Source organism: Brachybacterium sp. B718/18, from assembly GCF_055454375.1.
In genome coordinates this window covers 265,386-278,088 of record NZ_JBVDDO010000003.1, presented here as the reverse complement: position 1 = coordinate 278,088, position 12,703 = coordinate 265,386, and the positions used below count along the sequence as shown (strand labels likewise).

The following is a 12,703-nucleotide window of genomic DNA, read 5'->3' as shown; positions in this document are numbered from 1 at the left end:
CCCCCCCCCCCCCGCGGCGGCGGAGCCGCCGCCTTGAGTCAGTAAGGAAAGTTCTCACCGGCCAAACGTACTGACGCTGTGTGGATCTAATGCGACTCGAGCTGCCACGTGGCAAGGGATCGGATGTAGTGGGCCTGGGTGTCGCCTGTGCACTTAGTCAAGTAGTTGCATCCACCGCCGTAAACACGCGTGATTGTGAACTTACCGCCAGAGCGCTTGCCGTCAAACTTGAACTTGGCGGTACCAATCAAGTAGGCAGCTTCAACATTGCACCCGGTGTAGGTGGTCGTCGAGCCAGAAGTCTTCTTCGAGGAGCATCCGACTCCCTTGACGGCGATTGCCTGGGTCGTAATCGTGCCGGGCTTGGGATCGTCCGCCTGTTCTCCTGAGGTCGAGGTGACTGTTGTGGCAGACCCGTCTGCGTAGCGGTAGACGGTAACGTAGCCGCCCTTCACTTCCTCAGTGGACACCTCGACCGGCGTGCTGTCGGGCTGCATTGATTCCGGGACCTCCCCGGAACGGATTTTTGCGATGAGGCCTTCCATGTCGTTCTCGGCTACACCTGCATCGCCAAAGAGCTCGGTGAGCTCAATGTCCGTGTATGCTTCGAGCCCATTCTGCTCTGGTGTTTCAGCTGTCGCGGTCGCTGGGAAACCGATCCCGATGATGAGCGCAATAAGCAAGGCGGTCAGCGCGCCTGCGCGACGATTTCACTTGTTTGCCCCACCCGTCTTGCCGCGTCCACTTCGGAACCCCTTGAATAGCGCGAATCCGATGGCGCCGATCAGTGCGAGCCATCCTGCGCCGAATAGGACTTCACTGAGCTGTGGCACTACAAAATGCATCTATCCCCCTTTGGTATGGGCCATCACTCGAAGGCAACGGTGCGTGAGGTGCTCCCCTGGGCTCGGCCCCTCGCGGGGCAAGGTACCACGGCGGGTGTGTGCTGGCAGAGGCAGGTGCACGTGTGCCTACTTGAGTGCATTTGGAAGTGCCTTGCTTGAAGGCACCTGCTATGGAGATGGTTTAAGCGCAGGCGCTCATACGGGTTCTGTGCGTCGGGTTCTGTGGATTGTTGGAGCTACGGCCTTGCCTCGGCCGGGAGAGATGCGGGCGCTGCGGGTCCGGGACGTGTCCGGCGGGCGGCTGCGGGTGCTGCGGTCCTTCCCGGAGGGACACAGGGAGAAGGACGTGAAGAACCATCAGGCTCGATACGTCCCGCTGGCGGCTGCTGTGCGGGAAGACCTCGAACACCACATCGCGGACCTCGCCCCTCGTGATCGGGTGTTCTCGGCGCCGGGCGGCGGTTTGATCGCGTCGCGGAACATGCGGCGGGACATGCACTGGTCCGTGATCGCTCCGGAGCTGCGGCTGTACGACCTTCGGCACGTCGCGGTGTCGGAGTGGGTGCGTGCTGGGGTGCCGCTGGCGACGGTCCGGACCTGGGCGGGGCACTCTTCGCTCGCGGTGACTTCGCGCTATACCCACGTTGCCGGGAGTGAGGAAAAAGCTGCGCTCGCCTTGGTGAACGGAAGGGCGGGTGTCACCAGGGGGTCACAGGAGGCCGACTACGCAGGTCAGCCGCTGTGGTGATTCGTTAACGTGCTGATCAGAAAAGTGCCCCCGGCAGGATTCGAACCTGCGACACCCGCTTTAGGAGAGCGGTGCTCTATCCCCTGAGCTACGGAGGCGCTGCGGTCCCGACGCGGGATGTCGTCCCGTGACCGAAGGCCTCGGTCATCGTAGCGCTCCGTGACAGGATCGACCCATGTCGAGCCGCGTGCACGTGCCCACCGCCACCGTGATTCTCGCGGGCGGTGCGTCCGCCCGTCACGGCGGGCTCGACAAGACCCGCGCCGAGGTGGGCGGGGCGAGCACCCTCGAGCGGGTGCTGCGGGCCGCGCCCGTCGGCTCCCGGATCGTCGTCGGTCCCGAACAGGCCGACGGGGCCCGCCTCGCCGAACGCTTCGGCGCCCGCTTCGTGCGGGAGGAGCCCGCCGGTTCCGGCCCGCTCGCCGCCCTCGCCCGCGGCGCCGCGGAGACGGGCGACGAGCACGTGGTGGTCGTCCTCGGCGGGGACCTGCCGCTGCTGCGCGCCGAGACCCTCGACCGGCTCGTCGCTGCCGCTGCCCGCACCGGCCGCGTCCACTGCCTGGACCTGCTGATCGCGGCCTGGCCCGTCGCCCGGCTCCGGGCGGCCCTCGAGGAGGTGCGGGGCGCCGACGGCACCTGGACGGACCTGCCCCTGCGCCGCCTCTATGCCGCGCTCGACGAGACCGAGCTCGTGCGCGAGGAGCCCGTCGGCGCCGAGGGGGAGGACATCGACACCCCCGCCGAGCTGGACCGGGCCCGGGCCGCCGCCGGGCCGCGGATCGCCCTCGCCCAGATCACCGTCCACGAGGACCCGGAGCGGACCCTCACGGGCGTGCGCTCCGCCGTCGGCCGCGCCGCCGAGGCGGGCGCCGACCTGGTGCTCCTGCCCGAGGCGACGCTCACCCCCTTCGGCACCGACCTGCGCGCGGCGGCCCTCGCCCGTCACGAGGAGTTCGAGGACGAGATCCGCCGCCTCGCCGCCGCGCATCGCCTCGTGGTCGTCGCCGGTTCTTTCACCCCCACCGCGGACGGTCGCGTCCACAACACGCTCATCGCCCGCGGCGACGGCGTGGACGTCGACTACCGCAAGATCCACCTCTACGACGCCTTCGGTGCCCGCGAGTCCGAGACCGTCGCCCCCGGCGACCAGCTCGTCACCCTCGAGCTGCGCGGCACCCAGCTGGGCCTCGCCACCTGTTACGACGTCCGCTTCCCCGAACAGTTCACCGCCCTCGCCCGGCGCGGCGCCCAGGCGATCCTGCTGCCGCTCGCCTGGGCCGAGGGACCGGGGAAGGTCGAGCAGCTGCGCCTCCTGCTGCGCGCCCGGGCCCTCGACTCCACGAGTCTCCTGCTCGCCGCCGACCAGGCCCCCGACCCCGCCTACACCGGTCGGGCCGCTCGCGGGGTGGGGCACAGCGCCGTCATCAGCCCCCTCGGCGAGGTCCGCCAGGAGCTCGGCCGGGAGGAGGGGATGCTGGTCACAGACCTGGATCTGACCGAGGTCGCCGCAGCCCGGGCGGCCCTGCCAGTCCTGGAGCACAGCGGTAGCCTGCCGGGGTGAACACCGCCCTCCGTCGCCCCCAGGTCCTGCTGCCCCTGCTCATCGTGGTCGTGATCGCCGCGCTCTCGCTGCTGCCGGCTCCGGCCCGCGCCCACGACACGCTCATCTCCTCCGACCCGGCCGACGGCGCGGCGGTCGAGACCTCGCCCGAGCAGATCACCCTGACCTACTCGGCGGACCTGCTCGACGTGAGCCCCGTGGTGCGGATCGTCGACGCCGACGGGGAGACCGTGCTCGAGGAGACGCCCACCATCGACGGCCACGACGCCGTGCTCGACCTCGCCGAGCCGCTGCCCGCCGGGGAGTACGAGATCCAGTGGCGCGTGGTCTCCTCCGATGGTCATCCCATCGAGGGCACCCTCGCCCTCACCGTCGAGAACGACCCCGCCGCGGGCGACCTCGAGCCCGCCCCGAGCGACGGAGGCAGCGCCGGCGACGAGACCGCCGGGGAGAAGACCACGGCTCCCGCCGCGAGCGATGCCGGATCCGACGCTCCGACCAGCGCGGAGACCACGTCCGAGGCGACCGCCGCGGAGGAGCAGGTGGGCTCCGGCGGCCTCCCGGCGCCGCTGCTGATCGGCATCGGCGTGGTCATCGTGATCGCGGCCGGCGTCGGCGTCGCCCTCGCCACCCGCAAGAAGTCCTGACCCGGCGCGGCACGACACCTCGATAGCTCGACATCCCCAGACCCCGAGACGGAGCGAAGGCCCCGACGCGTTCGCGTCGGGGCCCTCGCTGAGTGCGGATCCGGGGATCAGAGGCCGAACTTGTCCTTCGCGGCCTCCACGCCCTCGTCGACCTGACCGTCGACGTTGTCGGGGGTGCGCTCCTTGATCTCCTCGCCGGCAGCGTCGAGCGCCTGCTCGACCTGCTCCGGGTTCTCCTCGGCGAGACCCTTGGCCTTGTTCAGCGCGTCATCGAAACCCATGATGGACATCCTTTCGTTGAGCGGGAGCGCCCCGGTTCGAGGCGACGCCGCCAACGTACGACGGCCCCGATCGTGACACAAACGAGACCTGGGAACTCGGCCGCGGAGTGATCGAACGTGCGCATCGGGCGGCGATCCGGGCGGCGTCCGCGCAATACTGACTGCGTGACCATGCGCAGCGCCCCCGTCGGCAAAGACCGCTCCGCCCGCTGGGACCATGTCCTGGCGAGACTCTCGGAGCTCAAGCGGCTCAGCGTCGCCGAGGTGGCGAGCGAGCTCGGCATCAGCGAGTCCACCGTGCGCCGCGACTTCGTGGAGATGGAGCGGGCCCAGCTCGCCCGCCGCACCCACGGCGGGATCGTCGCCGTGGACGTCGCCTACTCCCTCGCCACCGGTCCCCGGGCGACCGACACCTCCGGCGGCGACCGGGAGCGGATCGCGGAGCGGGCCGCGAGCCTCGTCGAGGCCGGACAGACCATCGGCTTCAACGGTGGCCGCACCACCACCTCGACGGCGCGGCGCGTCGTCTCCCGGCCGGACATCGACTCCCGGGACGGCATGCCCGGGCTCACCGTCGTCTGCGCCGCGCTGAACATCGCGACCGAGGCGGTGCTGCGCCCGCACGTGCGCACCGTCGTCCTCGGCGGCGTCGCCGAGCCCTACTCCTTCGAGCTCACCGGTCCTCTCGCCACCGCCACCATGCGCGACCTGTGGCTGGACACCATGTTCGTCGGCACCATCGGCCTGGACGTGCAGGCGGGGCTCACCTGCCACTCGGAGGCCGAGGCCGGCGTCACCCGGATCATGATCGGCCACTCCCGGCGCGTCGTGGGTCTCGCCACGGCCGACAAGATCGGCGAGCGCGCCCTCGCCGGGATCTGCCCCGTCTCCGTGCTGACGGACCTGGTCATCGCCGGGGAGATCACCGAGGAGCTGCGCGAGCATCTCGCCGAGCACTCGGTGCGGCTCCACGAGGTCTGAGCCGCGCCCCGGTAACCTCGGGACCCATGATGTGGAACCTCCTGCGCGGCAAGAAGCGCCTCCCCGACCCGGCCGCGGAGGTCGAGCAGAACCCCGACCCGGAGCCCGCCCGGCGGGACGATGCCGCCCGCACGGAGGAGCGGGCCGCCCGGACCGCCCCGGCCTCCCCGGCCTATGAGCTGGTCGTCGCGCGACACCTCGAGGAGGTCGGCGCCGGCATCGCCCCCGAGCAGGACGAGGAGGACCTCCTCCAGCAGCGGCGCGAGCACCGTCCACTAAGCCGGGAGGACCGCGTCGCCGATGCCCTGGACCGCTGGACCCAGGAGATCACCGGTGGCGGGACCGCCCCCTCGTTCCTCACCCAGATGCGGGCCGGGCCCACCGTCCTGGACCTCACCCACTCGCACCCCTCGGGCCTCGCCCAGCTCCTCGCCGGTCGCGGGCCGACGCGCCTGTCCTCCCTGGTGCGCGAGGTCGGCGCGCTCGCCGACGCCCGCGCCCACGCCCGCACGATCCGCGAGATCGCCGAGCGGCACGCGGAGGACGTGGGTCTGACCACCTGCCATCTCGGCATCGGCGAGGCGACCTGGCTGCCGGCCGACGGCTCGGCCCCGATCCATGCCCCCGTGCTGGTCCGCCCTCTCACGCTGCGCCTGCGCGGCAACGCCCGCGAGGACGTCGATCTCGAGGTCGACGCGACCGCGGACCTGAACCCCGTGCTGCTCCGCTCCCTGCGCGAGGCCGGGGTCGCGGTCGACGCCCGCGCGCTGCTCGCCACGACCGACGGCGCCCACGGTTTCGACCCGAACCCGGTCCTGGACGCCTTCCGCGCCCTCGGCCAGCCGCTGCCCGGTTTCCGCATCACCCATGCGCTCGTGGTCGGCAACCTCATGGACGCCGCCGGCTCCGTCGCCGAGGACCTCGCCGCGGATCGCACCGACTGGGCCGCCTCGCCGCTGGTCGCCGCGCTCTCCGGCGACCTCGAGGCGCGGTCCGTCGTGCGCGGCGACGCGGAGAGCGACGTGCCCGCGGTCGACGAGCAGGAGCTCGTCGCCGCCGTCGAGCCCGACCACCTCGCCGTCCTCGAGCGGGTCCTCGCCGGCCAGGACCTCGCGGTCGCCGCCCCGCCCGGCGCGGCCTCCCTCGACCTGGTCGTCGACCTCGCCGAGGAGCTCAACGCGCGGGGCCGCAGCGTGCTGATCGTCTCTGAACGCCGCCGCAACCTGACCCGCCTGCTCGAGCTCGCCCAGTCCCGCGGCCTCGAGGAGCTGGTCTTCGACCTCTCCCCGGACCCGGCCCTGCAGCGCAACGCCTCCGCGGCCCTGCTGCGCAGCCTGCGCCAGGCCGGCTCCCACGGCCTCGGTCCCGAGGCGGAGGCCCCCGCCGAGCTCGCCGAGACCCGCGAGATCCTCGCCGGGCACGTCGAGGCGATGCATCGCGTGCAGGAGCCGTGGCAGGCTTCCGCGCACGACGCGATCTCCGCCCTCGCCGCCCTCACCCGGCTGCGCCCCGCCCCCCGCACCGCGGTGCGGCTGCGCTCCGACGTCGCCGCGTCGATGGTCGGCGAGGAGCGGGAGCGGTTCACCGCCCAGCTGCGCGAGGCCGCCGAGGTGGGCGTGCTCAGCACCGGCCCCGAGGAGACCGCCTGGTACGGGGCGCCGATCAGCTCCGACACCCAGGCGGAGCGGGCCCGCGAGCTGCTCGAGCAGTGGCGCGACGAGGTGCTGCCCCGGCTGCGCCGCGCGTGCCCCGCGTGCGGGGAGCACCTGGGACTGCGCGAGCCGAGCACCCTCGAGCAGCTCCAGTCCCGCCTGGCCCTGCTGGACCGGGTGCGGGCCCTGCTCTCCGGCTTCCAGGCCGCCGTGTTCCGCGCACCGCTCGCCGATCTCGTGGCCGCGACCGCCGAGAAGTCCTGGCGGGTCGAGCACGGGGTGAGCATGGGCTTCGGCGTGCGCCGCCGCCTGCGCCGCGAGGCAGCGGCCTTGCAGCGTCCCGCCTCCGTGTCCCCGGACCTCCACCGCGATCTCGTCGAGGCGCGCGCCGTCGCCGATGCCTGGAGCCGCGACGCGCTGACCGGCAACGGCACCCCGGCCCTGCCCGCGGATCTCGACGCCGCCCATCGCGCCGCCCAGGACGCCCAGCGGGTGCTCGACGAGCTGGCCGTGCTCCTGGACGGCACGCCCGCGGGAGCGGACCTGCCGCGCGCGGACCTCGACGAGCTCGAGCGCCGCGCGGAGGCCCTGCACGCCGACCGCGGGGACCTCGAGTCGCTGCCGCGCCGCACCGAGCTGCTGCGCCGGCTGTCCTTCGACGGCCTCGGCGAGCTGGTCGAGGATCTCCGCACCCGCCGCGTCCCGGCCGAGCAGGTCGGCGCCGAGCTGGAGCTCGCGTGGTGGCGCAGCGTCCTCGAGCTGATCGCCGGCGCCGAGCCCACCATCTCCCAGTACGACGGCACCTCGCTGTCGCAGGTCGCCGAGCGCTTCCGCCGCCTCGACGCCGCGTATCTGCGGGAGTCCGCCTCGCGCGTCCACGCCGCCGCCGATGAGGCGCGGGTGGCGACGATGAAGGCCTACCCGGACACCTCCCGGGCCGCGATCGCGGAGCTCGCCCGCTCCTCGACCGTCTCCATCCGGGACCTCGCCGCGAAGTACGAGGACATCCTCTTCCAGGCGCGTCCCGCCTGGCTCGCCTCGCCGTATCTCGTGCCGCAGGTGATCCCGCGCGGCCGCCACTTCGACGTGCTCATCGTCGCCGACGGCGGCCGGCTGCCGACCGCCGCGGCCCTGCCCTCGATCGTCCGCGCCGAGCAGACCGTCGTGGTCGGCGACCCGCTCGAGTACGGCGAGGACTCCTCCTCGAGCCTGCTCGACGACATGCTGCGCATCGCCCCGCACGTCGAGCTGCGCCGCGATCCCCGGCCCGCCGCCGAGGGGCTGCGGGCCTTCGCCCAGCGCCGCGCCCTGAGCGGCGCGGTGGTCGCCGTGCCGCGGCCGATCGCCCCCGAGCCCGACCGGCTGGTGCTGGTGGAGAACGGGCGCGGCCCGGTCACCGAGTCGATGGAGTACGTCGAGAGCACCGAGGCCGAGCTGCGCCGGGTCACCGATCTCGTCATCGAGCATGCCCGCACCCGCCCTGAGCGCTCCCTCGCCGTTCTCACCTTCACCCAGACGCATGCCCGCCGGCTCATGGAGCGGATCATGAACACCGTCTCGGTGATCCCGGCGCTGCGCGAGTACTTCGACCCGGGCGCTCGCGAGGTCTTCACGGTGCTGCCGGTCGCGCAGGCGACCTCGATCGTGCGCGACGACATCATCGTCTCCGTCGGCTTCGGCAAGACCCCGCACGGCCGTGTGCTGCACCGTTTCGGCCCGCTCTCGGAGCCCGGCGGCCGCAAGGCGCTCGCCACGGTGATCACCCGGGCCCGCGGCCGCACCACCGTCGTCTCCTCCCTCGACCTCGAGGACCTCGACCTCGGACGCCTGCGCAGTGACGGAGCGAGGGACCTCCGCGCCCTGCTCTGGGTGCTGCGCGGCGGGCCCGATGTGGAGGTGACCCCGCATGTCACCGCCCTCGCCGCCTCCGGTGAGGAGTCCGGCGCCGACGGGCAGGCTCGGGCCGACGGGCAGGCGCAGGCCGCGGCGCTCTCGGCCGAGGACGACGACCTCGACGCCGCGATCGCCGCCGCCCTCGGGGAGGGGGCCGACGCGGCCCCGGACTCCCCGGCGACCACGGACTCCGACGCGACGACGGACATCGACACGACGACGGGCTCCACTCCCGCGCCGGCCGCGTCGGCCGGTGAGAGTGGGGACTCCGCGGAGCAGCCGTCGGCCGCCGAGGGCTCCCTGGATTCCGAGGACTCCGGCGCCGAGGGCTCCGGCTCCGAGGATCCCGCCGCCGGAGACCCCGTCGCCCCGAGGACCCTCGAGACCGACGCCCTCGTGCGCGATCTCGCCGACCGCCTGTGGCGCCTGGGTCTGCAGGTCGAGCGCGACTTCGGCCTTACGGCGGACCGGATCGAGCTGGCCCTCGGCCATCCCGACATGCCCGGCCGTCTGCTGCTCGCCGTCGACACCGACGGCGCCCGCTATGTCGCCACCGAGGGACAGCGCGAGCGCGACCGGCTCCGCGCCGAGCGCCTCGAGGCCGCCGGCTGGGCGACCGAGCGGGTCTGGTCCTGGGCGCTGTTCATCGACCCCGACGGCGAGGCGGAGCGGATCCGCCGGGCCGTCGAGCGGGCGCTGCGCCTCGTCCAGGAGGAGGAGCACACGGGATCCCCGCAGGGTGTCGGCACGATCCGCCACCGTCTGCCGCGACCGCAGATCCCCGCCGGTCACCCGTTGTCCTTCTACTCGAGCGAGGACCTCGACGCGGTGGTCGAGTACATCTGCTCCGACGGCCGGGCCCGGCTCGAGGAGCACCTGGCTACCGAGGTGCGAAGCTTCCTCGGCTTCGAGCAGCGCTCGGTGCTGCTGGACGTCTCCGTCTCCAGCGCGATCCGCCGCTACCAGGAGCGGCAGTGAGCGGGAGGCGGGTCGTCATCTCCTCCGTGACCGGGAAGCCGATCGACTGGGAGGAGCGGGACGGGCCCGCCCCCGCCGCCGCACGCGGCGAGGCACCGAAGGTGCTGCCTGATCGCCTCGCCGAGGACGCCCCCGAACCTGGGGCCGACGAGTCCAACGACGCCCGTCTCGCGGGCGACGTGCCCCCGCACTGGGGTCGCGGCCGCTGAACCGGCGGGGAGGGGCCCGAGGGCCACGCCCGATCCGAGAACGCGAGCGCGGAGTCGGTCACTCGCCGCTGCGTCCGGCAGGGGAGGCGGATCCCCGCTCCGTAGGCTGGACTCATGACGGACACCGCCCCTGCTGCCGCGCCCGCCGACATCGCTCCCTCTCGCCACCGCAACCCGTTGGGGAACCTCCTGCGGGGTGCGCTGATCGGCCTGGTCGAGACCGTCCCCGGCGTCAGCGGCGGAACCGTCGCCCTCGTCACCGGGATTTATGACGAGCTGATCGATGCAGGCCACCGGATCGCCGTCGCCGGGCGGCGCCTGGTGACCGGTCCGGACCGCACCGCCGCGGTGCGGGAGCAGCTGCGCGGCGTGAACTGGCTGCTCCTGCTCCCGCTCGTGGTCGGGATGGCCGCGGCCGTTTTCACCGTCGCCGGCCCCGTGGCGGGACTCGTCGAGGAGCATCCCGAGACGATGCGCGCGCTGTTCCTCGGGCTCGTCGCCGGCTCCGTGCTGGTGCCGGTGCGCCTCTCCGGCGGAGCGTGGCGCGGAGCGGAGGTCGGGCTGTTCGGCCTCGGCGCGATCGGCGGGCTGCTGCTGACCTCTCTGCCCTCGACCTCCCTCGAGCCGAGCCCGTGGGTGGTGGCACCCGCCGCTGCGATCGCCGTGTGCGCGCTCGTGCTGCCCGGGGTCTCGGGGTCCTTCCTGCTGCTGAGCGTCGGCCTGTACCAGCCCACCCTGCAGGCCGTGGACCAGCGAGATCTCGGATACCTCGCCTGGTTCGCCCTCTGGGCCCTCGTGGGCCTCGTCGTCATCGTGAGGGTCATGCGCACCCTGTTGACCCGCCATCGCCGCGGCACCATGGTGGTGCTCGCCGGCGTCATGATCGGTGCCCTGCGCAGCCTCTGGCCGTGGCAGGACGCTTCGGGCGCCCTGCAGCGGCCGAGCTCGGACTGGCCGCTGCTGCTGCTCCTCGCCGCCGGCGGTGCCGTGGCCGTCCAGGTGCTCGTTGTCGTCGAGTCCCGCATCGCCGCCCGGGCCGGGGCCGTCACCGCCCGGTCGTGACCGGGCATCCGGGACGGCGGGAGCTGATCCGCGTCACGCGCCGTACGCTGGCGGGATGACTGATACGAGCACCGGGACCATCGACCTCTCCTCCGTCCGCGTCGCCCTCATCGGCGCCGGGAACATGGGCGGGCCCGTCGGCCGCACCCTGCTCGACGCGGGCGTGGGCCCCGAGCATCTGCTGGTCGCGAACTCGAGCACGGCGAGCAGCGAGCGTGCCGCCGAGGAGCTCGGAGCGACCGCCGCCGCCTCCCGCACCGAGGCCGTGCGCGGGGCCGACGTCGTCGTGCTCGGCGTGAAGCCCTACCAGATCCTCGACCTCGTCGCCGAGCTGCGCGAGGACCTGCCGACGGGCGCGATCGTGCTCTCCCTCGCCGCGGGCGTGACCCTCGCGCAGATCGAGGAGACCCTGCCCGCCGGTGCCGCGGCGGCTCGCGCCATGCCGAACACCCCGATCTCGGTGGGGGAGGGGGTCGTGGGCCTCATGCGCGGCAGTGCCGTCACCGACGCGCAGCACGAGCTGCTCCATGCCCTGTTCTCCCGCGCCGGCGTCGCGGTCGACATCACGGAGGACCAGGTCCACGCCTTCATCGGCGCGGCCGGTTCGCTGTCCGCCTTCGTCTTCGCGATCATCGAGGCGATGACCGACGAGGGCGTGCGCCTGGGCCTGAAGCGCGATCTCGCCGCCACCCTCGTGCAGCAGACGGTGCGCGGCGCCGCCACGATGCTGACGGAAAGCGGGATGCACCCGGCCGTCGCGAAGAACGGCGTCTCGAGCCCGGGCGGCACGACGGTGCAGGGCCTCGCCGCGCTCGAGCGGGAGGGCGTGCGCGCCGGGGTCGCGGCCGCGATGGCCGCCTCCGCCGAGGCCTCCCGGGCGATGACCGCCGGCTGAGTCCCTGCGCGGCACCCCACACCCCACGCTCGCGTGGGTTCCTGGCACGTCATGTGAGGCTGTGTTCCCTCGGTGGAACACAGCCGCACATGACGTAGCGGTCACCGCACGGGGGTGGGGGCGTGGGGTCCGCAGGCACGGCCTGGGCACGACAGCGTGCACGAGAGCGGGCCCGGGGCCGAAGCCGGGACGGACCCGAGGGCAGGACCCCGGGGGCGCCTCCCGTCAGCGTCCACCGGGCCACGACCCGTACCCCCTAGGGGCGGTTGGAGAACCTCTCGATGAGGTGGGTGTCGCCCGAGACGATGATGACGTCGTGCGCGGCGACCATGGTCTCCGGCACCGCGTAGGTGAAGTCCTTGCCCGGGGACTTCACGCCCACCACGGTGACGCCGTGCTTGGCGCGGATGTCGGACTCGGCGAGGGTCATGCCCTGCACCTCGCGCGGGGGCCGCATCTTGACGATCGCGAAGCCGTCGTCGAACTCGATGAAGTCCATGAGCCGGCCGTTGACGAGGTGGGCGACGCGCTTGCCGGCATCGGCCTCGGGGTAGACCACGTGGTGCGCGCCGATGCGCTGCAGGATCCGACCGTGCGCGGCGGAGATCGCCTTCGCCCAGATCACTGGCTTGCCGAGGTCCACCAGGTTCGCGGCGATCAGGACGCTCGCCTCGATGGAGGTGCCCACCCCCACCACGGCGAGGGAGAAGTCGCCGGCACCCACCTGGTCGAGCACCTCGGGCTGGGTGGCGTCGGCGCGGACCACGTGCGTCAGCTGGCCGGAGTACTTCTGGACCAGCTCCTCGTTCTCGTCGATGGCGAGGACCTGCGTGCCGAGCTTCTCGAGGGTCAGCGCGATCGCGGCCCCGAAGCGTCCGAGCCCGATCACCAGGACGCCCTCGTCGCGGGCGGTGCGTGCCATGTCTCCTCCTCGATGCGGTGCTCGGTCCG

At 72.8% G+C, this 12,703-nt stretch carries 11 protein-coding genes and 1 tRNA gene; 8 read left to right on the top strand and 4 right to left on the bottom strand.

Translation table 11 applies throughout. The features are described 5' to 3' along the window. Nucleotides 1-86: 86 nt before the first annotated feature. Nucleotides 87-683: a hypothetical protein gene (locus tag ACZCAH_RS07620; protein ID WP_464340518.1), complete on the bottom strand. Its 597-nt coding sequence runs from the start codon at nt 681-683 to the stop codon at nt 87-89. On the opposite strand from ACZCAH_RS07620, the gene ACZCAH_RS07615 reads away from it, so the two are divergent. Next, nucleotides 592-1,593: a tyrosine-type recombinase/integrase gene (locus ACZCAH_RS07615; RefSeq protein ID WP_464340516.1), complete on the top strand. Its 1,002-nt coding sequence runs from the start codon at nt 592-594 to the stop codon at nt 1,591-1,593. The genes ACZCAH_RS07620 and ACZCAH_RS07615 overlap by 92 nt on opposite strands. Nucleotides 1,594-1,618: 25 nt before the next feature. Here the strand turns inward: ACZCAH_RS07615 and ACZCAH_RS07610 are convergent. Next, nucleotides 1,619-1,691: transfer RNA gene (locus tag ACZCAH_RS07610), tRNA-Arg, on the bottom strand. A 77-nt stretch (nt 1,692-1,768) separates the two neighbouring features. Between ACZCAH_RS07610 and ACZCAH_RS07605 the strand changes: the two genes are divergently transcribed. Together ACZCAH_RS07605 and ACZCAH_RS07600 are read left to right on the top strand one after the other, a co-directional pair. Continuing rightward, nucleotides 1,769-3,154: a nitrilase-related carbon-nitrogen hydrolase gene (locus tag ACZCAH_RS07605; protein ID WP_464340485.1), complete on the top strand. Its 1,386-nt coding sequence runs from the start codon at nt 1,769-1,771 to the stop codon at nt 3,152-3,154. After that, nucleotides 3,151-3,801 (top strand): copper resistance CopC family protein, encoded by a 651-nt coding sequence (locus ACZCAH_RS07600; protein ID WP_464340484.1) that lies wholly within the window; start codon nt 3,151-3,153, stop codon nt 3,799-3,801. Before ACZCAH_RS07605 ends, ACZCAH_RS07600 begins: the two co-directional genes overlap by 4 nt. Nucleotides 3,802-3,908: 107 nt before the next feature. Here ACZCAH_RS07600 and ACZCAH_RS07595 read toward each other — a convergent pair whose 3' ends face one another. Further along, on the bottom strand, nt 3,909-4,082 hold the full coding sequence (locus tag ACZCAH_RS07595) for an antitoxin (RefSeq protein ID WP_464340483.1): 174 nt from the start codon (nt 4,080-4,082) through the stop codon (nt 3,909-3,911). Between the two features lie 171 nt (nt 4,083-4,253). Here ACZCAH_RS07595 and ACZCAH_RS07590 point away from each other — a divergent pair, with 171 nt between their 5' ends. The 5 genes from ACZCAH_RS07590 to proC all read left to right on the top strand — a co-directional run bounded on the left by ACZCAH_RS07590 (nt 4,254) and on the right by proC (nt 11,752). Then, a complete protein-coding gene (locus ACZCAH_RS07590; protein WP_464340515.1) occupies nt 4,254-5,063 on the top strand; it encodes a DeoR/GlpR family DNA-binding transcription regulator in 810 nt (269 codons plus the stop codon). 26 nt (nt 5,064-5,089) lie between these two features. Next, nucleotides 5,090-9,586 (top strand): hypothetical protein, encoded by a 4,497-nt coding sequence (locus ACZCAH_RS07585; protein ID WP_464340482.1) that lies wholly within the window; start codon nt 5,090-5,092, stop codon nt 9,584-9,586. Then, the gene (locus ACZCAH_RS07580) at nt 9,583-9,795 is read left to right on the top strand and encodes a hypothetical protein (RefSeq protein WP_464340481.1); all 213 of its coding nucleotides are present in this window, start codon (nt 9,583-9,585) and stop codon (nt 9,793-9,795) included. The genes ACZCAH_RS07585 and ACZCAH_RS07580 overlap by 4 nt, the downstream gene beginning before the upstream one ends. 114 nt (nt 9,796-9,909) lie before the next feature. Beyond that, on the top strand, nt 9,910-10,857 hold the full coding sequence (locus ACZCAH_RS07575; RefSeq protein WP_464340480.1) for a DUF368 domain-containing protein: 948 nt from the start codon (nt 9,910-9,912) through the stop codon (nt 10,855-10,857). Nucleotides 10,858-10,912: 55 nt separating this feature from the next. Beyond that, complete coding sequence (proC, locus tag ACZCAH_RS07570) at nt 10,913-11,752, top strand: pyrroline-5-carboxylate reductase (protein WP_464340479.1); 840 nt, start codon at nt 10,913-10,915, stop codon at nt 11,750-11,752. A gap of 256 nt (nt 11,753-12,008) precedes the next feature. On the opposite strand, the gene ACZCAH_RS07565 is transcribed toward proC, so the two are convergent. Beyond that, nucleotides 12,009-12,674, bottom strand: coding sequence for a potassium channel family protein (locus ACZCAH_RS07565; RefSeq protein ID WP_329747411.1), 666 nt, complete (start codon nt 12,672-12,674; stop codon nt 12,009-12,011). Nucleotides 12,675-12,703 lie beyond the last annotated feature (29 nt).

Coding starts and splice junctions, on each gene's coding strand:
- ACZCAH_RS07615 (WP_464340516.1), top strand. CDS start 592: ATGTCCGTGTATGCTTCGAGCCCATTCTGCTCTGGTGTTTCAGCTGTC.
- ACZCAH_RS07605 (WP_464340485.1), top strand. CDS start 1,769: ATGTCGAGCCGCGTGCACGTGCCCACCGCCACCGTGATTCTCGCGGGC.
- ACZCAH_RS07595 (WP_464340483.1), bottom strand. CDS start 4,082: ATGGGTTTCGATGACGCGCTGAACAAGGCCAAGGGTCTCGCCGAGGAG.
- ACZCAH_RS07590 (WP_464340515.1), top strand. CDS start 4,254: ATGCGCAGCGCCCCCGTCGGCAAAGACCGCTCCGCCCGCTGGGACCAT.
- ACZCAH_RS07585 (WP_464340482.1), top strand. CDS start 5,090: ATGATGTGGAACCTCCTGCGCGGCAAGAAGCGCCTCCCCGACCCGGCC.
- ACZCAH_RS07575 (WP_464340480.1), top strand. CDS start 9,910: ATGACGGACACCGCCCCTGCTGCCGCGCCCGCCGACATCGCTCCCTCT.
- proC (WP_464340479.1), top strand. CDS start 10,913: ATGACTGATACGAGCACCGGGACCATCGACCTCTCCTCCGTCCGCGTC.
- ACZCAH_RS07565 (WP_329747411.1), bottom strand. CDS start 12,674: ATGGCACGCACCGCCCGCGACGAGGGCGTCCTGGTGATCGGGCTCGGA.